Raw genomic sequence first — 20633 nt, 5'->3', positions numbered from 1 at the left:
CATAGCTCATGCCGCTTCCGGGCCTATGGGAGGCAGCCGCTTGGCATGATATTTCTTAAGATCGTTTTCTATTTTCTGATTGAGGCCGTTCTTAGCCATGTCGTAACCGACCTCGATGGCAGCAGCGATGCCTTCGGCGTTGGCGCCGCCATGGCTCTTGATGACGATGCCGTTCAGCCCGAGAAACACTCCGCCATTGACCTTGCTCGGATCGAGCTTCTCGCGCAGCATATCGAAGGCGCTCTTGGCGAAGAGATAGCCGATACGGGCGAGCAACGTGCGGGACATGGCGGCACGCAGATATTCGGCGATCTGCTTGGCGGTACCTTCGGCGGTCTTGAGCGCGATGTTGCCGGAGAAGCCTTCGGTGACGACAACGTCGACCGTGCCCTTGCCGAGATCGTTGCCCTCGACGAAGCCGGAATATTCGAGCGAATCGATATTCGCCTCGCGCAACAGGCGGCCGGCCTCCTTGACCTCTTCCTGGCCTTTCACCTCCTCGACACCGACGTTCAGAAGGCCGATCGTCGGGCGTTCGATCTCGAAAAGCGCGCGCGCCATGGCGCCGCCCATCAGCGCAAAATCCATCAGTTGCTGCGCATCGGCGCCGATCGTCGCACCGACATCGAGCACGATGCTCTCCCCCTTCAGCGTCGGCCAGATCGCCGCGATCGCCGGGCGCTCGATATTGGCCATCGTGCGAAGACAGAATTTCGCCATCGCCATCAGTGCGCCGGTGTTGCCGGCAGAGACAGCGACATCGGCATCGCCCGTCTTCACCGCCTCGATCGAGCGCCACATGGTCGAGACATAGCGGCCGCGGCGCAGCGCCTGGCTCGGCTTCTCTTCCATGCTGACAGCAAGCTCACAGTCGTGAAAGACCGATTTTTCCTTGAGTTTCGGGAACTTGGCGAGAAAGGGATCGCACTGTTCTTTAAGACCGTAGAAAACGAAGGAAATATCCGGATGCCGGTCCAGTGCCTTTGCGGCGCCGGGGATGACAACCTGGGGACCAAAGTCGCCACCCATGAGGTCGAGAGATATTCTGATCACGCGTCCCTGATCCTTCTTTTCGCCGAGGCGCGAAATTTCGGCCAAAATACCGGTTTTGGCGTCGCATACAACTGAATTATGTCAAATGCCAGAGGTGCTTCAGTCCTTTTTCCAGTCCTTGAGGACCGCGAAAGCGGAGGGTTTTTTGTCGTTTTCGCCGCTATCCTCGATATGGCCCTTGAACTCGACACCCTGCTTGCGGGGATAGGGATCGATCGCGAGAGCGGCGAATTCGGCAACCACCTCGCCGGCATCGATGGTGTCGCCGACAAAGGTCTCGGGCAGATCGGGACCATCGGGATCGAGCAGCATCTCGCCGGCGTCGTTGCCGGGCTGGCGTGCAAGCTTGGAACCCTCAGGCACGAAAATCTGCTCGAAACTTTCGTCGATCACGGCTTCGACCGGTTCCAGCGTCACGACGCAGGACTGGACGATCTTCGCCTGGACGCGGCCCTTGATGCGGACGCCGTCGCGTTTCCAGCGGGCGATCTGCAGATCGGCGCTGAGATCGTCGACGGAGACGACGCTCCAGGCCCCGGCAAGCGCCTTCAACTCGCTGGCATCGGCCTCGATATGAACCTCGACGGGATTGGCCGAGATGTGGCCGACCTTGACGTGATAGGAGAAGGGAACATCGTCCCGATCGTTCTTCATCGTTTCCTCCTTCAGGCGACCCGCGGCAGCGTTGCCGAACCGCTGGCGATCAGCTCTTCCGGAACGGCAGACAGATGTGATTCTGCGGCGATCATCCAGTTGGCCAGGCCGGACATATTGGCCGGCGTCTCGGTTTCCGGATAGATATTGCGCGTTAATGCAAGCGCCAGCGCTTCGGCATCGCCGGCGTCCATCGCCTTCGAATAGGTTTCGAGCCTTCCGTAGAACATGCCGGCGAGCTTCTTCATGCGTTTCGGCACGCTGTTGTCGCCGATGCCGAGCTCGCGGATCGAATAGTCGATGTCCTGAAAGAAGGCATCGACGATCTCCTGGGCAATCTCCTGGCCACTGACGGCCGAGGCGCGCGTGCGGCGAAAAAACAGAATCATTACGATCGACAGCATTTCGAAGCGGCCCATGACGGTATCCGGTACATTGAGCCGCTCGTAGAGATCGGGCATGCGCGCGGCTGCGGTCAGCGCTGCATATTGCCTGTCGACGATCATCTGATTGTTGTTTTTCTTGCGGAAGAGCCCGAGGATCATTGTTTTTTCCGGAAATGCCTCATTCTTCACGCCGGCTGGCGTCCGGCCTTGTTGCATGATTTCGAAAGCTGGTTTACCGAAGCAGGCGCGAATTGCAATGCCGTTCGTGGCCAGCTCCAGGACGACGCCTTCGAGGCGCCAGCGAAGCGAATTCGGGAAACTCGACCCGGAATGGCCACAATGGTTTTGCAGGAGGAAAGCGTGCAAGGCCCAAAATGGCTGCTATCGACACCCAAGGGAGTAGATGTCGTTGAAGAAACGGTATTTCAAGTCTGACATGAAACTCTTCAGCAGCGCGGCCATTGCCTTCATAATCGCCTCCACATCAGTTCTTTCAGGCTGCCAGACCGGCACAGTGCTCAACGGCGGCTATGTCGTCGATCAACAGTCGCTCAATCTCGTTCCGGAAGGTTCCAGCCGCGAACAGGTCCTGCTTTCGCTCGGCACGCCATCGACGACGGCGACCTTTGACGGTGAGGTCTTCTATTATATTTCGCAGCGGCGCACGCGCGCCGTCGCCTTCCAGAAGCTGAAGGTCGTCGACCAGACCGTTCTGGCCATTTATTTCGACAAGAACGGCGTCGTCACCCGCCGTGCCAATTACACACTGCAGGACGGCAAGGTCTTCGATACGATCTCGCGGGTCACGCCGACCGGCGGCAAAGAACTCACCTTCCTGCAGCAGATGCTCTCCGGCGGCAGCGCAGCAAGTGCTGCCCGCAGCCTGTTCGGCGGCGGCGCCGGTGGCACGCCACAAAATCCGAGCAGCCTGCGCTGATCGACACGCTTTCAATGAAAAACCCGCCGGAGCGATCCGGCGGGTTTTTCAATGGGTGTATTTTCAGCGCCACGGCAGCCTGCAGCGCTTTTGCAATCTGCATCAGCCCGCGAGAACGGCAAGCAACAGCAGCGCAACAATGTTGGTGATCTTGATCGCCGGGTTGACGGCGGGGCCGGCGGTATCCTTGTAGGGATCACCGACGGTATCGCCGGTAACGGAGGCCTTGTGCGCATCCGAGCCCTTCATGTGACGCACGCCATCCTTGTCGACGAACCCGTCCTCGAAGCTCTTCTTGGCATTGTCCCAGGCGCCGCCGCCCGAGGTCATCGAGATGGCGACGAAGAGGCCGTTGATGATGACGCCGAGCAGCGATGCGCCGAGGGCGGCAAAGGCCGAGGCCTTGGAGCCGGAAATCAGAAGCACGCCGAAATAGACGACGACGGGAGCGAGCACCGGCAGCAGCGAAGGCACGATCATCTCGCGGATGGCGGCCTTGGTCAGCAGGTCGACGGCCTTGCCGTAATCCGGTTTTTCCGTGCCTTGCATGATACCGGGCTTCATCTTGAACTGCCGGCGAACCTCCTCGACGATCGAACCGGCGGCGCGGCCGACGGCTGTCATCGCGATGCCGCCGAACAGATAGGGAATCAAGCCGCCGAAAAGCAGGCCGGCGACGACGTAAGGGTTCGACAGTTCGAACGAGATCGTGCCGATATTGGCGAAGTAGGGATACTGGTCGCCGTGGGCCGCAAAATACTGCAGGTCGTTGGCGTAGGCGGCAAAGAGCACCAGCGCGCCGAGACCGGCAGAACCGATCGCGTAACCCTTGGTGACCGCTTTGGTGGTGTTGCCGACGGCGTCGAGCGCGTCGGTCGACTTGCGCACCTCCGGCGGCAGATGCGACATTTCGGCGATGCCGCCGGCATTGTCGGTAACTGGGCCGAAAGCATCCAGCGCAACGATCATGCCGGCAAGGCCGAGCATGGCGGTGACGGCGATGCCGGTGCCGAAGAGGCCGCCGAGCTGATAGGTTGCGAGAATACCGCCGACGATGACGATGGCCGGCAGGGCAGTCGATTCCAGCGAGACCGCAAGACCCTGGATGACGTTGGTGCCGTGACCGGTCACCGAAGACTGGGCGATCGAAACGACGGGGCGTTTGCCGGTGCCGGTATAATATTCGGTGATAACCACGATCAAGGCGGTGACGACGAGGCCGACGAGACCGCACACGAAGAGGTTCGTACCCGTGACGTCGGCGCCGGCGACCGTGCCGAGCGAGCCCCAGCCGACGGTCAGCGAGGTGGCGGCGCCGAGACCGACAATCGACAGCAGGCCGGTGACGATGAGACCCTTGTACAGCGCGCCCATGATCGAGCCGTTCGAGCCGAGCTTGACGAAGAAGGTGCCGATGATCGAGGTGATGATGCAGGCACCGCAGATCGCCAGCGGATAGATCATCGCAGACTGGAGAATCGGCGCGCCGGCAAAGAAGATCGCTGCGAGGACCATGGTGGCGACGACGGAGACCGCATAGGTCTCGAAAAGGTCGGCGGCCATGCCGGCGCAGTCGCCGACATTGTCGCCGACGTTATCGGCGATCGTTGCCGGATTGCGCGGATCGTCTTCGGGGATACCGGCCTCCACCTTGCCGACGAGGTCGCCGCCGACATCGGCGCCCTTGGTGAAAATGCCGCCCCCGAGACGGGCGAAAATCGAGATCAGCGAGGCGCCGAAACCGAGCGCCACCAGCGCGTCGATGACTTCGCGCGAGCCGCTCTCATGTCCGAGCCCGACGGTCAATATCGTATAATAGATGGAGACGCCGAGCAGCGCGAGGCCCGCCACCAGCATGCCAGTGATCGCGCCAGACTTGAAGGCGATGTCGAGGCCGGCGGAAAGGCTGGCGGACGCTGCCTGGGCGGTGCGCACGTTGGCGCGGACGGAGACGTGCATGCCGATGAAACCGGCAGCACCTGATAGTACGGCGCCGATCAGGAAACCGATGGCGGCGGTGGCGGAGAGAAGCAGCCAGGCTGCGATGAAAACAACGACGCCGACAAGCGCGATGGTTCTATACTGACGCGTTAGGTAGGCTTGGGCGCCCTCGCGGATGTAGCCCGCGATCTCCTGCATCCGGCTGTTGCCCTGATCGGCGGCAAGCACCGACCGGGTTGCCCAGGCGGCATAGACCACCGAGAGCAGACCGCATGCGATTACGCATAAAAGAATGGTCATTTCGCTCTTTCCTCCATAGGCCGGAACTCACTCCTTTTCCGGCAGATACGCCGCCGACTCGCCTTCCTCTCCACAGAAATGCACAGCTAAGCGGTGGGGAGATTGCGTGGTCGATTACGTGGCGTCAAGTCCGCAAAGGCCGAAAACCATTGCGGTACGAAGAAAGACGTAGGTGAGATTGTTCGGCGCTAAAGAGTTACTTCTTCGCTTCGCCGCGGACCTGCTTGGCGATGCGGTCCAGTACGGCGTTGACGAGCTTCGGCTCGTCGTCATCAAAAAAGGCTCGAGCGATCTCGACATATTCAGTGACGATGACCGCCACCGGGACGTCCTTGCGATCGAGGAGCTCGAAGACGCCGGCGCGCAGGATGGCGCGAACCGTGCTGTCGAGGCGCGACAGCGCCCAATCATCCTGCAGCGCTGCAGCAATTAGCGGATCTAGACGGACCTGATCACGCACGACGCCGGAGACGATCGAGCGGAACCAGGCGGCATCGGCCTTCAGATAGGTCGCGCCGTCGAGTTCCTGGCCGAGGCGGTGCGCCTCGTATTCAGCGACGATTTCCAGAACGCCGGTGCCACCGACATCCATCTGATAAAGCGCCTGAACGGCCGCCAGGCGGGCGGCGCCCCGCTGGTTCGCAGTCTTGACCGGCCGTTCCGTCTTGTCGTCGTTCATTCGTTATGCACCCAGTTTCTGCTTCAGCGCGATCATCGTCAGAGCCGCACGAGCGGCAAACCCGCCCTTGTCCTTGTCCGAACGGCGGGCGCGGGCCCAAGCCTGTTCGTCATTTTCCACGGTCAGAATGCCGTTGCCGATGGCAAGGGATTCACTAACCGCGAGGTCCATCAGAGCGCGCGAGGATTCGTTCGATACGATATCGAAATGGTAGGTCTCGCCGCGAATGACCATGCCGAGAGCGACATAGCCGTCATAATGCGTGCCGCCATTGTCGTCGCCATCGAGCGCCATGGCAATCGCCGCCGGAATTTCCAACGCGCCGGGAACGGTGACGACCTCATAGGTGGCGCCGGCCTGCTCGAGCGCAAAGGTCGCGCCTTCGAGCAGCGCATCGGCCATGTCGTCATAGAAGCGGGCCTCGACGATCAAAATATGGGGAGCGGTCTCTCTCGACATTGTTTACCTTCGGTTGGCGGCACTTTTTCCACTCGACAGCCCGCGGTCAAAACATGCCTTCATCGGAATGGCAAGCACTTTCGGCCGGTGCCGCAACTGCGAAAGAGGAAATATCGACAAGGGGATAGCCGCACCATCCCTGCCGAGCCGGCCAAGCCTCCGAAATCCGCTTTTCCGGAAGCGCGGAAAACGGCAATTCGAAGGCCGTTTTCATGAAGAATTTTTAATGCGTTTTCAGTGGCTTAACCTATTGAATGGCGAAAACGGCAACGCCAGCTCCTTATCGTGACGCAGACGATCCCCTGCACGACAGCCGACCGTCAAAGCAGATGAAAGGATTAAATCATGAACCGCGTTGTCACAATCACCATCGCCGCAGCCCTCTCCTCACTCGCATTTGCCGGCGTCAGCCGGGCCGAGAGCTTCGGAATGAACTCCGCCCAAGGCATCGAGCAGACGCTCAGGACCTTCCGGGGTAATAACTTCAATGTCGAGCAGATCCGCAACTGGCACAATCTCGACGACGAGACGACAGGTCCGCGCTCGGCCCCGGAACGCTCCGGGCAGGCCATACGCGGCATCCAGGCCTCGATCGATGCCAACAGATCGCTTGCACACCGGCTGAACAACGAGGGGGTCGATGTCCGCAACATCGTCAATGCCGAACAGGCGGCGGACGGAAGCGTGACCTTCTACGTCCGCTGAGGTCACGACAGCAACAGAGCGTCCGGCGCATCCATCCGAAGTGCGGCGCTCGAAGCATGGGCGGCGTTCTCCTCTCCGCCCATGCCGAGGATTTTCCCGGGTCAGCGCGCGATTGCCATTGAATTTTCCGGCAAGATGATAGTTTCTCATCCTGCAACAGGAGAACATCATGGCGGCGGAATCGAAAGCGGTGATCAATATCGCTGATCTCAAGCTCGACCACTGGAAACAGGGCGAGCTCTACGAAGGCGCCGACGTCTCCTTCGGAGCGCTGCTCGGCCTGGCGGGCCTCGGCATCAGCTACAATGAGGTGCCATCCGGCAAATCGAGCTGCCCCTTCCACAATCACCATGTCGAAGACGAGCTGTTCTACGTGATCGCAGGCACCGGCGAATACCGTTTCGGCGACGAGCGCCATCCGATCAAGGCAGGCGACGTGCTCGGCGCACCGGCGGGCGGGCCGGAAACGGCGCATCAGCTTATCAATACCGGCACAACCACCCTCGTCTATCTCGGCATCTCGACGATGGCGAAGACCGAAATCGTCGAATATCCCGATTCCGGAAAGTTCCTTGCCAAGACCAACAGGGACGCGACAGAAACCGGGCGCTTCCGCCATATCGGAAGGACCGAAGGCGATCTCGACTATTGGGACGGTGAGCCCGGCGCCTGAACGCGACTTCCACAAGGATTCGTCGTGATCGACATACCCACCTTGGAAACAGAGCGGCTGACGCTTCGCCCTCACCGCCTCGACGATTTCGAGGCGCATGCGGCGCTATGGGCGGACGAAAAGGTCGTTCGCTTCATTACCGGTGCGCCGTCGACGCGCGAGCAGAGCTGGAGCCGCATGCTGCGCATCGCCGGCATGTGGCACCATATGGGTTTCGGCTTTCTGGCGATCGTGGAAAGGGAAAGCGGTAGGTTCATCGGCGAAGCTGGTTTCCTCGAAGCCCGGCGCGATATGAAACCGTCGATCGAGGGAACGATGGAGATCGGCTGGGCGCTGATGCCCGCGGCTCACGGCCACGGTTATGCCACAGAGGCGCTGACGGCTCTGATCGGCTGGGCGGAGGCGCACTTTCCGGGAAAGCCGATGAGCTGCATCATCAGTCCCGAGAACCACGCCTCGCTGCGGGCCGCAGCCAAACTCGGTTTCCGCGAGACCATCCGCACGCAATACAACGGCGAGATCATTCAGTTTTCGCGTTAGGGAATTCCGCCAAGCGGGTAACGCAGCGCAGAGCGTCCACCACACAGGCCGATGCTCGTGGAACGCAGAATTGCGAATGCCCGAGAGCGTGCCACCTTCTCCCAGCAATCATTCAGCTATCGAGCGAGATCCGAGGCGTCTTTTGCCGATTTGCCTGCCCTTCTGCGCAAGCCTCGCGTAATGCCCGAATTCTATGGTCATGGCAAGCGGTCTGCTTGGTCCTTCGGCGAAGCGATCACCGCTCTCGCCGGCTGAGGCTGGAGAGAAGCGTTTCAAGGGAGAAACATTTGCCGCGCGTGTCGATCTGTATACCGGCCTACAAGCCTGATTTCTTTGAACTCGCCCTAAAGAGCGCAATCGCGCAAAGCTATGCGGATGTCGAGATCATTGTCTCGGACGATTGCCCGACGGACGCCATCGAGGCAATCTGTTCACGGTATTCCAGCCTCGTTGCTTATAGCCGCAATCCCCATCCCGGCGAATACACCAATATCATGAGGCTGGCGGGTCTCGCTGAGGGCGAATACATCAAATTTCTGTTCGATGACGACGTGCTTAACCCTTTCTGCGTGCAGTTTCTTCTCGAAGCGCTGGAGGCGACGCGCGGCAGAGGGACGAAACTTGCCTTTTCGCCGCGGCACGTGATCGACGAGAGGAACAACTTCATCAACCTGATCAACCATTTCCAAGTCGATCGGGGTTTGAAGATCATCGAAGGCCAGGATTTCATCCGCTTGACCGCGATGCATCACCTCAACCTTATCGGCGAATATTCGACCGTGATGATGCGTAAGGCGGACTGCTTTGACGGAAATGGCGAGTTCCGCCTTTTCAGGCCCGAAAACGGCATCTTCCGTGGCCTTCTTGATCTTTCAGGCTGGACAGAACTCGCCAAGGAAGGCGCGTTCGTCGCCCATCCGCACCCGCTTTCCTATTTCCGGCAGCATTCCAATTCCAAATCAAACCACACCACGAACCCGATCTTCATCTACGCCATCGTCTTTTACGAAGACATTCTGAACTATGCGCACGCCAACGGATTCCTCAGCCCGCAGGATTTGCCGGTCTCCTATCGCAATCTGATCAATGTCTACCAGTATTGGCGCGCCGCCTTTCCGGAACTCGATGCGAGGATCGCTCGCCTGAGCGCGCTGCTTGATGATGTCGGGCGATGGAGCGCGTAGCGGTTGGGCCGCTCGATCCCGGCGAGATTCACTGTACCCGCACGTTTCGCACAATTCTCACGATTTAATTGATGGTCGACATGGCGCGATCATGCAGACAGAGGGTTTCAAATGATGCAGTTGATGGATGATACAATGGCGGGTTTCGGCGGACGCGAGCAGATCGTGCAGGCGTCTTTTTCCGTCGTCGTTCCCGCCTACAACGCATCAAACGTCATCGGGCGATGCCTGCAGAGCCTATTAAGTCAGCAGGGGCAGACGGCATTTGAAATTATTGTCGTCGACGATTGCTCGGCGGACGACACGATCGCTAAAGCCGAAGAGATAGGTCGTGGGCACAATAACTTTAGCGTCCTGCGCCTCGACAGCAACGGCGGACCCGGCATTGCCAGGAATGCAGGGGTACTCAGAGCAAAAGGCGAATGGATTTGCTTCGTGGATGCCGACGACGTCGTGGAGAACAACTTTCTGGAGGTGCTTCAGGCATCCGTCGAAGACTTCACGGATATCCTCGCGTTCAACTCCAGCCTTTATGACGCAGAAACCGGCAATAGCCTGAAAGCCAGCATCCGCGAGGATCTCACCCGAGTCGAGGGCGCCGAAAGGCTGGCGGATTATCTTCAGGATCGCGTTGATCGATCAGTCATCTTCCATCTGTTCCGCCGCCGTTTCCTCCTAGACAATAACATCATGTTCCGCGGCGGCCTTCACGAGGACGTCGATTATATGTTTCACGCGCTGATGCGCGCGCGTTCTGTCAAGAGTCTTGACAGGCAGATCTACCGCAAGCTCGATACCCAGGGCTCAATCGTAAATTCGCTCAGCACCCGTCATGTCGACGGCTTCTTCGATGCGCTCGATGCCATGCATGCGCTCGTGGCGGACACGCCGATGTGGCCCGACCTGAAAAATCCTTTCCTGACCGGCATCATTAACGTGACCGCGTCTCGCCTGCTCAGGCTGCTGCCCGGCAAGGTGGTCAAGCTCGAGGATGCCGGCAAAATTCTCTCCACGCTTCACGGCCGTGTCGTGCGCTCAATGAAGCTTGCCGAGATTGCCTATCCCCTGCCGGTTCCGCCATCCGGCTTCCGCACCAAATATCGGATCACCTTCGATGCCTTTATGAACGGCATGGAAAAAGGCGATACGACCGAAGATATGCTGAGAGTCTTCGCGGAGATCGCGCCGAAGCTCTGGAGCTGCTACGACCTTCATCATTCCGTTCTGCTCGGGCCTGGCGAGGTGCGTACCTGCTGCAAGCGCTTCACCTATGAAGGCGAACTGAAAGGCGATGTGGTTCTTTTTGGCGGCAACGGCAAGGATTTCCAGTTCACCTACAGCGATATCAAGCAGGCAAAAGATGCCCTGTTCCTCGAGATCAACCGAGACAACTCGGATGAATGCCGCGGTTGTCCCTTCTTGAAATTCGAGGATTGGGGCCGGCCGCTCGATCAAGGCGTCAAGTATCTTTCCTTCGAGCATCACTCGCTTTGCAATATGCGCTGCACCTATTGCAGCGAAACGTATTTTGGCGGCAAGAAGCCTGCCTATGACGCCGGCGCCTTTATCGACACGTTGAAGGATGCGAAGGCGCTCGAGAACATGGAATATATCGTCTGGGGCGGCGGCGAACCGACGGTCGAGCCGCGCTTCGACGAGCTTCTCAGCAAGCTGGCCGAGGGCATTTCCGATGTAAAGCAACGCGTCATCACTAACGCGACGATGTATTCGGAGACCCTTGCCGACCTTCTCCGGAAGGACCAAGCCCATATCGTTACCAGCATCGACGCCGGAAACAGCAAGAATTTCAGTGAGATCCGCAAATATAAACATTTCGAGCGGGTATTCGAAAACCTGCGCCGCTATGCTGCCTGCTCTTCGCGCAATGTCGTCATAAAATATATTCTTTTGCCGGAAAACAGCTCCTCAGACGAACTTCGGCAATATGCCGACCTGATCGTCGAGAATGGCCTAACCGATTGCAACTTCCAAATCAGCTGCGATTTCAAAACGGATCGCGTGACCGATGACCAGTTAGTGTCGATCGTAGAACTTCACCATCTGCTGAGAGTTCGCGGCGCGCGCCTCATTTTCCTTGACGATCTCGTTTGGCAGCGGATTTTGACGGTTACGCCGGATACCCTGGAATTGCTGAAATCCAAGCTGCAACCTTCGGTGCTGGAGACGGCATTCGAGCCGGCCTATCCTGAGGGCGTTGTGGTTTGGGGGATCGGCGGACAGGCTCAGATCATTCGCCGCAAGTCGCAGTTCTTTAAAACGAGCAAAATCGCTTATTTCATTGATCCGCGTCCCGAAATGATCGACCAGAGGCTCGGCGGCATTGAAGTGCGCTCTCCTCATTCGGCCCTGTCGGATGACCTGCCGATTATGATCGGCGCCGTGCAAAGCGCGCCGGAAATCTACGATCAGATTGAGGCTCTCGGCATAAGCCCCCAACGCATTCTGCAGAAAGTCATCCTGTAGCGCTGAACGCAGATCGGAGCGATGGGAAGTCCACCGCCTCGATCAGCAAGCCTCGGGAAACGCCCGCGGCCTACGATTTTGATCACCGCATCCATTTTCGAGTCTTTGAACACCGGAAGCGGATGGAACAGAGCTGTCAATCTGCTGCTCCAGCGGTTTGATGCGGAACGCCCCTAACTCGTCAGGGGATGTGGGAGGGATTTGAGAATGACCAAGAGAGCATTGCTGGTCGGCAGCAACTTCAGCGCAGTTCCCCTTCTATTCGCGCTGAAAAGGCGCGGCCTGCATATTTCCGTGTGCGGAAACCGGCCGGATGAGCCCTGCCACGCGCATGCAGATCAATCGCATTTCATCGACTACAGCGATCCGACCGTGCTGCTCTCCCTCGTCGAGAGCGGCGATTTCGATTTCATCGTGCCGACCGGCAATGACGTTGCCTATATGTCGACCACCTTCGTCGCCGAAAAGCTCGGATTCCCGCGCTTCGATTCGCTGGAAACTGCGACCATCATTCACACCAAGCAGGCGTTCCGCAGCTTCACCGAGCAGTACGATATCCCTGCCCCACGTTCGGTGCGTCTGCATGGCGACTCGCCGGTCGAGACCGGCGCACTGCGCTACCCGCTGCTTGTAAAGCCAAGCGACAGTTTCAGCGGTCGTGGCGTCACGAAGGTTTTCGACAAGACAGAACTTGCGGACGCCGTCGCCGACGCCCGGGGCAACTCGCGCGCGGCGGAGGTCGTTATAGAGGAATTCGTCGAAGGCAGCCTGCACAGCCATTCCGCCTTCATCAAGGACCAGGAAATCGTCTTCGACGTCTTCGTCGACGAATATTGCACAGTCTACCCATACCAGGTCGATTCATCTAATCATCCGTCGCGGCTCTCCGAAACTGTCCGCTCGAAGACGCGTGCCATTATGGCGCGAGTCGTCAAGCTGCTCGGACTGCAGGACGGCCTCATCCATACGCAGTTCCTGTCAAATGACGACGATGTCTGGATAGTCGAATGCATGCGACGGTGCCCGGGTGATCTTTACGGCTCACTTGTCGACCAGTCTCTCGGCATCGATTATGCCGACCTGGTCATAACGCTGCTGCTGGGCGAGGAATTTTCGGTCAATCCGCGCTTCAAACCGCCGCTGTTTTTTGGGCGCCACACCATCACCTCCGACAGGCCCTCGACGCCGTTTTCCTTCTCACATTCCATTCCATCATCCGATGTCCGCATCGCACAACTCAAGACCACGGGCAAACCGATGAATTCGGCTCCGCTCGACAAGCTCGCCATCCTCTACGCCCGTTTCGAGACGCAAGACGAGATGCTGAAGGTGGCGCCGGATTTCAAAACGTTCATTTCGCTCCAAACGATGCAAGGAGACCTCGCATGAGCCGCTCAAGCCAGGGAGTAGCGGGAAAGCTGCGCCTCGCCTTTCTGGGCGGCGCCGTCAATTCTGCTGTAGGTCGCGCTCATCGCGATGCAATCGAACTTGATCAGAAATTCGATCTCGTCGCCGGCTGCTTCAGCCGCCACAGCGAGATCAATCGCGAGACAGCGGAACAGTACCGCATTTTGCCGGAGCGCTGCCATGCCGACTTCGATAAGTTGCTATCGAAAGAAGCCGGCAACATCGATGCTCTCGTCGTGCTTACGCCGACGCAGCAACATACGAAGCAGGTTGTCGGCGCACTCGAGGCGGGTATTCCGGTGATCTCGGAAAAGGCCCTTGCCGGCTCGAGCGCCGAGACGCGCATGATCGACAATGCGCGCAGTAACGGGACCTTTTTGGCCGTAACCTACAATTACACGGGGTACCCCATGCTCCGCGAAATCCGCGGCATGGTCGAGCATGGTGTTTTCGGTGAATTGCAGCAGATCCATATTGAGATGCCGCAGGAGAGCTTCCTCCGTTTCCGCCGCGACGGGACGCCGATGACGCCACAGGATTGGCGCTTGCGTGACGGTCCCGTGCCGACCGTTTCGCTCGATCTCGGCGTTCATGTGCACTCGTTGCTTCATTTTCTTACCCAGCGGGAGCCGGAGGAAGTCTGCGCGACCAGCCAGAGTTTCGGCAACTTTCCGCAGGTACTCGACAATGTACAGGCGCTTGTGCGCTGCGCCGGCGGCCTGCATTGCAGCATGTGGTACGGCAAGACAGCGCTCGGGCAACGCAACGGGCTGCGTGTTCGGCTCTATGGCTCCAAGGCATCAATCGAATGGCTTCAGGAAAACCCCGAGATTGCCTATTTCTACGACCGCAGCGGCCGCAAGCAGGTCCTCGATCGCGCCAGCCCGGAAATTATGATCGCCAACGCTAGCCGCTATGAGCGGTTCAAGGCGGGTCATCCTTCGGGCTTCATCGAAGCTTTCGCAAATTATTATGCCGATGTGGCGGACGCCCTGCTGCAACACAAGACCGGTACCACTCGTTTGCCTCACCCCTATGTGCTCGGGTTCAATGAGGCGGAAGAAGGACTGCTGCTGCTGGAAGCTATCGAATGCTCGCGGCTTGAAAAGCGCTGGGTCGAGATTGAGCCGCGAGGCGTACGACGCCCGGCGATAGACCGGCTCGAAATCCAAGCTCCGCAACTGGCACTCTAATCTATCCTCTACAAGATAAGAAAGCGGCGTGATCGATGGTCACGCCGATTTCGTATGAGCAGCCGGCTGCATGCGCGGTTCGCAATTACTTGTTTTGGCAGGCAGGGCCCGCGTTCCCAATCTGCTGACAAGGCGGGCCGCATGGCCTATTGGCGCGCTATATCGCACCGCAGATCGTTTCTATCTGCGGTGCGATACGACATCCGGAATATCGCGTTTTTAAACTGACTCGATCAGCCCACAAACCTTGTCGACGATCTCCATCTCCATGTCCGGATAGATGGGAAGGCAGAGCACCTGTAGTGCTGCTTCGCTTGCGACCGGCAGATTCGACGGCTGGGCGGAAGGCAGGCTGCGATACATCGAGAAGCTTGAAATCAGCGGATAGAAATAGCGGCGCGTATGAATGCCGTTTTCCTTCAATAACTCATAGAGCCCATCGCGTGAAATGGGATAGCCGGGACGGACGAGGATCGGGAAATAAGAGAAGTTGGAGACGGTCTCGCCGGAACGGTCCAGGCATTCAATGCTCGCGACGCCGCGGAGCCGCTCGCGGTATGCACGGTCGATGAGCTCACGCCTTTCCAAGGCAAACTTGATGTATTTCAGCTGCAACAGGCCGAGCGCAGCGTTGAACTCGCTCATCTTGCCGTTCGTGCCTGGCGCCACCACAGTCACCTCATCCACGTAACCGAAGTTCTTCAGCTGGTCGATGCGAGTCTTCGTCTTGATGTCCGGGCAGATGATGGCGCCGCCTTCGAATGTGTTGAAAACTTTCGTCGCATGGAAGCTCAGGATGGAAAGGTCGCCGTGATTGAGAACACTTCCCCGTTCGTCCTCCACGCCGAAGGCATGGGCGGCATCATAGATGACCTTGAGATTGTAGAGATCGGCGATCTTCTGGATCGCATCGACGTCGCAAGGGTGGCCGTAGCAATGCACCGGCATGATCGCCGTCGTCTGCTGCGTGATCGCCGCCTCGATCTTCGCTGGATCGAGATTGAGCGTCACCGGGTCGATGTCGACGAAGACGGGTTTTAAGCCGTTCCAGAGAAGCGAGTGCGAAGTGGCCACGAAGGAATAAGGCGTGGTGATGACTTCGCCCGTAACGCGGAGTGCCTGAAGCGCCGTCAGCAGCGCAATGGTGGCGTTCGAAAAGAGGCTGATGTGCTTCACGCCGAGATGGTTGCAGAGCTCCTGCTCCAGTTGCCCGTGGAATGGCCCGCCATTGGTCAGGATGCGATTGTTCCAGATCGCTTCCAGCGAAGGAATGAATTCTTCAAGCGGCGGCAGGCTGGGCTTTGTTACATAGATCTTTTCGTTTTTCATGACGCCGTCCAGGGTTGGGCCCTATCACGGATTTGGGCCTGGTACGAACATCACGGCTTAACCTGTTGCGAAGCTGACCAGCGAAATTCATGCCAACAGTGTGGCGCAAGCTTCACGTCCAATAGTCGGCACCCATACGAATGCCGCATCGTGAATCACGAAGACGGCAGCCATTCGCGAAGGACAACGCCTTGACGATCAATCAGCCCATTTCTTCTTTGCCGGCCGGTCTTCCCGATCTGGCGCTTCTCACGGAGAAAGCTGCCGGGACGGGATCCGTCATCATCTATCAGCCTTATCTCGACCCTTCGCAGCGCAGCCAAATCGACGCGGCGGCCATGCCGCTCGACATCTCGTTCAATACGCAGGCCACGACCCGCGAATATGAACTCTTCCGCACCCTGCATCAGCATCACGAGGCGATCGGCCTCGGCGAGGATGTATTCTGGGGGCTGCTCTCCAGCAAATTCGAGATGAAGTCGGTGACGAGCTTCCCGTCCTTTGTCACGGAGGCGGAAAAGGCCAGGGCAGAAGGTGCGGACGCCTATCTTTACAATCCCCTGATCGGCCACGCGGCGATCTACAGCAACGTTTGGGAACATTCGCTGCTTGGCGGTCATCCCGGTATGGACCCGATTTTCCTGCACATCCAGGACCTCGGCTATCCGATTGCGCCGCCGCAGGACAAGACTTCCTTCGCGTTCTGCAATTATTTCTGCGGAAACCGGAAATTCTGGTCCGAGTATTTCGCCTTTTGCGAACGCATTCTCGAATCGCTGGAACACCAGGCGCGCGCCGGCACGCCGGCGGGCACCGCCTATGCCGGTACAGCCCACTATTCGCGCGATGCCAACGCGAAGATGCGCCCCTTCGTGATCGAGCGCCTGCTCGGGCTCTATGTCCAGCAGGCTGCCGCCTCCGGATTGAAAATCGCCGCCTTCGTACCGGCTCTTGCCGATTTCGAATGGAAGTTCGGTACCCGCCTCGGCCGGATGCTGCATGGCCTCTTTGCCGCCAAGGAAGCCTTTCTGAAGACCCGTGACGAGGCTCTGCTGACCTCGTGGCAGGAAGGCCGCCAGCCGCTCATCAAGCAACCGCATCTGATTTGGATGGCTGACGATCCGCCGGGCTGGATGCCGCGCGGCCAGTTCATCGGCGGTCGCGAACTGATGCGCGCCTATGCTCCGCAGGCCGCAGGCGCCTCCCCGATGCCGCAGCAGCCGGTGCGGACGGAAAGGCCCGCTATACCAGCTGCGCCGAAAATCGAGCAGCCGCTCCGCAACCCGCTGCAGCCTTTCGCCGGCGGATGGCAGGCACACAAGGATCGTCATTGCATCTGGATCGTGACGCCCGAAAACTACAATCACAGCCACGCCTTCGACGAAGTCGCACTCGGCATGCAAGGCGCCTTCGAGGAACTCGGCGGCTCGGCACCGATCGTCCGCGACATGAATGCATTCGCCTGCCGTGCGCCGATCATCTACGGCGGCAATCTTCTCCCCGCCGAAATCGTCGGCCATCTGCCGAAGGACAGCGTCATCATCAACCTCGAGCAGGTGTCCGAGGAAAGCAGCTGGATCAATTCGCGCTATACGTCGATCCTGAGGGCGATGCCGGTGCTCGACTACAGCCCGCGCAACCGCGAAAACCTTGCCGCCAAGGGCATCGATCATGCCGGTGTGCTCGAAATCGGTTACAGCGGTTGCCTGAGCCAGATCCAGCACAACCCCGTCAAGGATATCGACGTCCTCTTCTATGGCTCGATGAACGAACGCCGCCACCATATCCTGAAGACGTTGAACGACAGCGGGCTCAAGGTCGCGCACCTCTTCAACATCTATGGTCCGGAACGCGATGCGGCGATTGCCCGCGCCAAGATCGTCATAAACATCCATCATTATGCGAGCGGCGTTTTCGAGATCGTGCGCATTTCCTATCTGCTCGCCAATCGCGTTTGCGTGCTGACGGAAGGCGACATCCGCGATCCAGACCTCCAGCCCTTCATCGGCGGGTTGGCAATTGAGCGCTATGACGACATGATCGAGCGCTGCTACAAGCTGATCGCAGATGCAGACGAGCGCGATGTCATTGCCGCGACGGGCTTTGCGGCCATGCGGAGCCGCTCGCAGGCGGAGATGCTGATGAACGTCATGAAGGCCGCAGAAATGGTAAGTCATGCGCATTGAGACCGCGGCCATCGAGGGCATTGTTGCAATCACGCCGCCACGCTTCGGCGATCACCGCGGCTACTTTTCGGAGGTATTCAAAGATGCCTGGTTCCGGGAAAATGTGGCCGACGTCGCGTTCATCCAGGACAATGAATCGCTTTCGGCGCAGGCTGGAACCGTCCGAGGGCTGCATTTCCAGATCCCGCCCTTTGCACAGGGCAAGCTGGTGCGCTGCCTTGCCGGTCGGATCATGGATGTCGTCGTCGATATCCGCGAGGGATCGCCGAGCTTTGGCAGATGGCTCTCTCAGGAACTCTCGCCGGAAACCGGCAAGCAGCTCTGGATACCGGCTGGTTTCGCACACGGATTCGTTACGATCGAGCCGAACAGCGTCGTCAGCTACAAGGTAACCGCACCCTACAGCCCGCAGCATGATCGGGGCATCGCGTGGAACGATCCGATGATCGGCATTCGCTGGCCGTTCGATGAGAGAGAGATGGTGTCGTCCGACAAGGACAAGACGCTGCCGCGGCTCGCCGATCTGCCAAGCCATTTTTCCTATTCAGCACAACAACCCAAGGATTGATCCTCGATGCGCATACTGGTCACGGGCGGAGCGGGCTTCATCGGATCGGCATTGGTGCGCCATCTTGTCAGCGAGATCGGCGCGGAGGTGCTGAATGTCGACGCGCTGACCTATGCCGGCAATCTGGCATCGCTGAAATCCGTCGAATCGGCGCCGAACTATCAATTCCTGCGCGCCGACATCTGCGACCATGCCAGAATGCAGGAAGCATTCGCATCCTTCCGCCCTGATATCCTCATGCATCTGGCAGCAGAGAGCCATGTCGATCGCTCTATCTCGGGCGCGGCCGATTTCATTCAGACCAACATCGTCGGTACATTCAGCCTGCTGGACGCCGCACGGCACTATTGGGACGGGCTTGACGCGCGCGGCAAGAGCGCCTTCCGCTTTCTGCATGTCTCGACGGACGAGGTGTACGGCTCGCTCGGCGACCAGGGCCTCTTCGAGGAGACGACGCCTTACGATCCGTCATCGCCCTACTCCGCATCCAAGGCCGCGAGCGACCATCTGGCGATCGCCTGGCACCGCACCTACGGCCTGCCCGTCGTCGTCTCCAATTGCTCCAACAATTACGGCCCGTTCCATTTCCCGGAAAAGCTCATTCCGCTGATGATCCTGAACGCATTAGAGGGCAAGCCTCTTCCGGTTTACGGCAACGGCGCGAATGTTCGCGACTGGCTCTATGTCGAAGACCACGCCCGCGCGCTCTTTGCGATCGCATCCAGAGGACGCCCCGGCGAAAAATACAATGTCGGCGGCCGCAATGAGCGCAGGAACATCGATGTCGTTCATCGCATCTGCGCGATCCTCGACGGCGTCTACACTGACAAGGCACCGCATGCGCGTCTGATCACCAACGTCACGGACAGGCCCGGACACGACGCACGCTATGCGATCGATGCCTCGAAGCTCGAAAGCGAACTCGGCTGGAAGGCGCAAGAGACCTTCGAAACCGGTATCGAGAAGACCGTGCACTGGTACTTGGAAAACGAATGGTGGTGGAGGCCGCTACGCGAAAACGTCTACTCCGGCGAACGCCTCGGCGTTTTCAAGGGACGATAAGCGATGCGCGTTGCCGTCACCGGCAAACAGGGCCAGATCGTTCAGTCGCTGCTCAGACGCGGCGCCGAAACGGGCGTCGAAATCAGTGCGGTCGGCCGCCCGGAAATGGATCTCGCAAATCCCGCAAGCATCGCCGCCGCTTTCTCGGCTCTGCGCCCGGATGTGATCGTCTCGGCGGCGGCCTATACGGCGGTCGACAAGGCCGAGAGCGAAGCCGAGCTTGCTTTTTCTGTCAACGCGGCGGGCGCCGGGGGGGTTGCCGAGGCTGCCGCGCGGATCGGGGCTCCGGTCATCCACATTTCGACCGACTACGTCTTCAGCGGCGACAAGTCCTCCGCCTATTCCGAAGAGGATGCGACGGCGCCGATCTCGGTCTATGGGCGTTCGAAGCTTGCGGGCGAGAAGGCCGTCGCGGCGGTGAACCCGAACCACGTCATCTTGCGCACTGCCTGGGTGTATTCGCCCTTTGGCACCAATTTCCTGAAAACGATGCTGCGGCTTTCCGAGACGCGCGATCATCTTCGCGTTGTCGCCGATCAGACAGGATGCCCGACCTCGGCACTCGACATCGCCGACGCGGTTCTTGCGATCGCAGCCCGTATCGTAGCGGACCCTGCGCCATCGCTGCGCGGCACCTTTCACCTGACCGGCAGCGGCCAAGCAAGCTGGGCGGACTTCGCCGAAGAGATATTCGCGGAGCTTCTTAAATCCGGCGGCAAAAAGGTCGAGGTCGAACGCATCCCGACGGCGGACTATCCGACACCGGCGAGGCGTCCCGCCAATTCACGTCTTAACGGTGACAAGCTCGCCAAAACATTTGGAATCCGGCTCCCGGAGTGGAAGCAGTCCATGATGGTGGTCATGCAAGACCTTTTGAATAAAGGTCTTTAAGG

19 protein-coding genes are annotated in these 20633 nt (G+C 59.1%); 12 read left to right on the top strand and 7 right to left on the bottom strand.

Annotated elements, in window-relative coordinates:
• Nucleotides 1-6: 6 nt before the first annotated feature.
• The 3 genes from plsX to NXC14_RS08030 form a co-directional block, all read right to left on the bottom strand.
• Entirely contained in the window at nucleotides 7-1053 is a 1047-nt protein-coding gene (plsX, locus tag NXC14_RS08040) for a phosphate acyltransferase PlsX (RefSeq protein WP_020920961.1), read from the bottom strand.
• Nucleotides 1054-1152: 99 nt separating this feature from the next.
• Nucleotides 1153-1707 (bottom strand): DUF177 domain-containing protein, encoded by a 555-nt coding sequence (locus NXC14_RS08035; RefSeq protein ID WP_085777721.1) that lies wholly within the window; start codon nucleotides 1705-1707, stop codon nucleotides 1153-1155.
• An 11-nt stretch (nucleotides 1708-1718) separates the two neighbouring features.
• Entirely contained in the window at nucleotides 1719-2309 is a 591-nt protein-coding gene (locus NXC14_RS08030) for a ubiquinol-cytochrome C chaperone family protein (protein ID WP_085780033.1), read from the bottom strand.
• Between the two features lie 187 nt (nucleotides 2310-2496).
• On the opposite strand from NXC14_RS08030, the gene NXC14_RS08025 reads away from it, so the two are divergent.
• The gene (locus NXC14_RS08025; protein WP_085777720.1) at nucleotides 2497-3030 is read left to right on the top strand and encodes an outer membrane protein assembly factor BamE; all 534 of its coding nucleotides are present in this window, start codon (nucleotides 2497-2499) and stop codon (nucleotides 3028-3030) included.
• A gap of 102 nt (nucleotides 3031-3132) precedes the next feature.
• Here the strand turns inward: NXC14_RS08025 and NXC14_RS08020 are convergent, their stop codons facing one another.
• From NXC14_RS08020 to NXC14_RS08010, 3 genes are all read right to left on the bottom strand, one after another.
• Entirely contained in the window at nucleotides 3133-5271 is a 2139-nt protein-coding gene (locus tag NXC14_RS08020) for a sodium-translocating pyrophosphatase (protein ID WP_085777719.1), read from the bottom strand.
• Nucleotides 5272-5467: 196 nt separating this feature from the next.
• Nucleotides 5468-5950 carry a transcription antitermination factor NusB gene (gene nusB, locus NXC14_RS08015; protein WP_064706868.1) on the bottom strand — a complete coding sequence of 161 codons (483 nt, stop codon included), beginning with the start codon at nucleotides 5948-5950 and terminating at the stop codon, nucleotides 5468-5470.
• A 3-nt stretch (nucleotides 5951-5953) separates the two neighbouring features.
• Nucleotides 5954-6409: a 6,7-dimethyl-8-ribityllumazine synthase gene (locus NXC14_RS08010; RefSeq protein ID WP_011424856.1), complete on the bottom strand. Its 456-nt coding sequence runs from the start codon at nucleotides 6407-6409 to the stop codon at nucleotides 5954-5956.
• A 345-nt stretch (nucleotides 6410-6754) separates the two neighbouring features.
• Between NXC14_RS08010 and NXC14_RS08005 the strand changes: the two genes are divergently transcribed.
• The 7 genes from NXC14_RS08005 to NXC14_RS07970 all read left to right on the top strand — a co-directional run bounded on the left by NXC14_RS08005 (nucleotide 6755) and on the right by NXC14_RS07970 (nucleotide 14595).
• Nucleotides 6755-7114: a hypothetical protein gene (locus NXC14_RS08005; protein WP_085777718.1), complete on the top strand. Its 360-nt coding sequence runs from the start codon at nucleotides 6755-6757 to the stop codon at nucleotides 7112-7114.
• 169 nt (nucleotides 7115-7283) lie between these two features.
• On the top strand, nucleotides 7284-7787 hold the full coding sequence (locus NXC14_RS08000; protein WP_085777717.1) for a cupin domain-containing protein: 504 nt from the start codon (nucleotides 7284-7286) through the stop codon (nucleotides 7785-7787).
• 24 nt (nucleotides 7788-7811) lie between these two features.
• Nucleotides 7812-8327, top strand: coding sequence for a GNAT family N-acetyltransferase (locus NXC14_RS07995; protein ID WP_085777716.1), 516 nt, complete (start codon nucleotides 7812-7814; stop codon nucleotides 8325-8327).
• A 287-nt stretch (nucleotides 8328-8614) separates the two neighbouring features.
• The gene (locus NXC14_RS07985; protein ID WP_085777714.1) at nucleotides 8615-9511 is read left to right on the top strand and encodes a glycosyltransferase; all 897 of its coding nucleotides are present in this window, start codon (nucleotides 8615-8617) and stop codon (nucleotides 9509-9511) included.
• Nucleotides 9512-9634: 123 nt separating this feature from the next.
• Nucleotides 9635-11995, top strand: coding sequence for a glycosyltransferase (locus NXC14_RS07980; protein WP_245362139.1), 2361 nt, complete (start codon nucleotides 9635-9637; stop codon nucleotides 11993-11995).
• A 207-nt stretch (nucleotides 11996-12202) separates the two neighbouring features.
• Nucleotides 12203-13384, top strand: a complete 1182-nt coding sequence (locus NXC14_RS07975) for an ATP-grasp domain-containing protein (RefSeq protein WP_085777712.1) — start codon at nucleotides 12203-12205, stop codon at nucleotides 13382-13384.
• On the top strand, nucleotides 13381-14595 hold the full coding sequence (locus NXC14_RS07970) for a Gfo/Idh/MocA family oxidoreductase (protein WP_085777711.1): 1215 nt from the start codon (nucleotides 13381-13383) through the stop codon (nucleotides 14593-14595). Before NXC14_RS07975 ends, NXC14_RS07970 begins: the two co-directional genes overlap by 4 nt.
• Nucleotides 14596-14814: 219 nt before the next feature.
• Here the strand turns inward: NXC14_RS07970 and NXC14_RS07965 are convergent, their stop codons facing one another.
• On the bottom strand, nucleotides 14815-15924 hold the full coding sequence (locus NXC14_RS07965) for a DegT/DnrJ/EryC1/StrS family aminotransferase (protein ID WP_085777710.1): 1110 nt from the start codon (nucleotides 15922-15924) through the stop codon (nucleotides 14815-14817).
• Nucleotides 15925-16115: 191 nt separating this feature from the next.
• Between NXC14_RS07965 and NXC14_RS07960 the strand changes: the two genes are divergently transcribed.
• The 4 genes from NXC14_RS07960 to rfbD are packed head-to-tail and all read left to right on the top strand — an operon-like array spanning nucleotide 16116 to nucleotide 20631.
• A complete protein-coding gene (locus NXC14_RS07960) occupies nucleotides 16116-18110 on the top strand; it encodes a hypothetical protein (RefSeq protein ID WP_085780032.1) in 1995 nt (664 codons plus the stop codon).
• Nucleotides 18100-18678 (top strand): dTDP-4-dehydrorhamnose 3,5-epimerase, encoded by a 579-nt coding sequence (gene rfbC, locus NXC14_RS07955; protein WP_085777709.1) that lies wholly within the window; start codon nucleotides 18100-18102, stop codon nucleotides 18676-18678. The genes NXC14_RS07960 and rfbC overlap by 11 nt, the downstream gene beginning before the upstream one ends.
• A 6-nt stretch (nucleotides 18679-18684) precedes the next feature.
• Nucleotides 18685-19740 carry a dTDP-glucose 4,6-dehydratase gene (rfbB, locus tag NXC14_RS07950; protein ID WP_085777708.1) on the top strand — a complete coding sequence of 352 codons (1056 nt, stop codon included), beginning with the start codon at nucleotides 18685-18687 and terminating at the stop codon, nucleotides 19738-19740.
• Between the two features lie 3 nt (nucleotides 19741-19743).
• The gene (rfbD, locus tag NXC14_RS07945; RefSeq protein ID WP_085777707.1) at nucleotides 19744-20631 is read left to right on the top strand and encodes a dTDP-4-dehydrorhamnose reductase; all 888 of its coding nucleotides are present in this window, start codon (nucleotides 19744-19746) and stop codon (nucleotides 20629-20631) included.
• Nucleotides 20632-20633: the final 2 nt, after the last annotated feature.

The organism is Rhizobium sp. NXC14 (assembly GCF_002117485.1).
Classification (GTDB): Bacteria; Pseudomonadota; Alphaproteobacteria; order Rhizobiales; family Rhizobiaceae; genus Rhizobium.
Note: the sequence above shows the minus strand (reverse complement) of the source record. Positions and strands in the feature narration are given on the sequence as shown.

Coding starts and splice junctions, on each gene's coding strand:
- rfbD (WP_085777707.1), top strand. CDS start 19,744: ATGCGCGTTGCCGTCACCGGCAAACAGGGCCAGATCGTTCAGTCGCTG.
- NXC14_RS07970 (WP_085777711.1), top strand. CDS start 13,381: ATGAGCCGCTCAAGCCAGGGAGTAGCGGGAAAGCTGCGCCTCGCCTTT.
- NXC14_RS07975 (WP_085777712.1), top strand. CDS start 12,203: ATGACCAAGAGAGCATTGCTGGTCGGCAGCAACTTCAGCGCAGTTCCC.
- NXC14_RS08010 (WP_011424856.1), bottom strand. CDS start 6,409: ATGTCGAGAGAGACCGCTCCCCATATTTTGATCGTCGAGGCCCGCTTC.
- nusB (WP_064706868.1), bottom strand. CDS start 5,950: ATGAACGACGACAAGACGGAACGGCCGGTCAAGACTGCGAACCAGCGG.
- NXC14_RS08030 (WP_085780033.1), bottom strand. CDS start 2,309: ATGCAACAAGGCCGGACGCCAGCCGGCGTGAAGAATGAGGCATTTCCG.
- NXC14_RS08000 (WP_085777717.1), top strand. CDS start 7,284: ATGGCGGCGGAATCGAAAGCGGTGATCAATATCGCTGATCTCAAGCTC.
- NXC14_RS07965 (WP_085777710.1), bottom strand. CDS start 15,924: ATGAAAAACGAAAAGATCTATGTAACAAAGCCCAGCCTGCCGCCGCTT.
- NXC14_RS08025 (WP_085777720.1), top strand. CDS start 2,497: ATGTCGTTGAAGAAACGGTATTTCAAGTCTGACATGAAACTCTTCAGC.
- NXC14_RS08005 (WP_085777718.1), top strand. CDS start 6,755: ATGAACCGCGTTGTCACAATCACCATCGCCGCAGCCCTCTCCTCACTC.
- rfbB (WP_085777708.1), top strand. CDS start 18,685: ATGCGCATACTGGTCACGGGCGGAGCGGGCTTCATCGGATCGGCATTG.
- rfbC (WP_085777709.1), top strand. CDS start 18,100: ATGCGCATTGAGACCGCGGCCATCGAGGGCATTGTTGCAATCACGCCG.
- NXC14_RS08035 (WP_085777721.1), bottom strand. CDS start 1,707: ATGAAGAACGATCGGGACGATGTTCCCTTCTCCTATCACGTCAAGGTC.
- NXC14_RS08020 (WP_085777719.1), bottom strand. CDS start 5,271: ATGACCATTCTTTTATGCGTAATCGCATGCGGTCTGCTCTCGGTGGTC.
- NXC14_RS07980 (WP_245362139.1), top strand. CDS start 9,635: ATGGATGATACAATGGCGGGTTTCGGCGGACGCGAGCAGATCGTGCAG.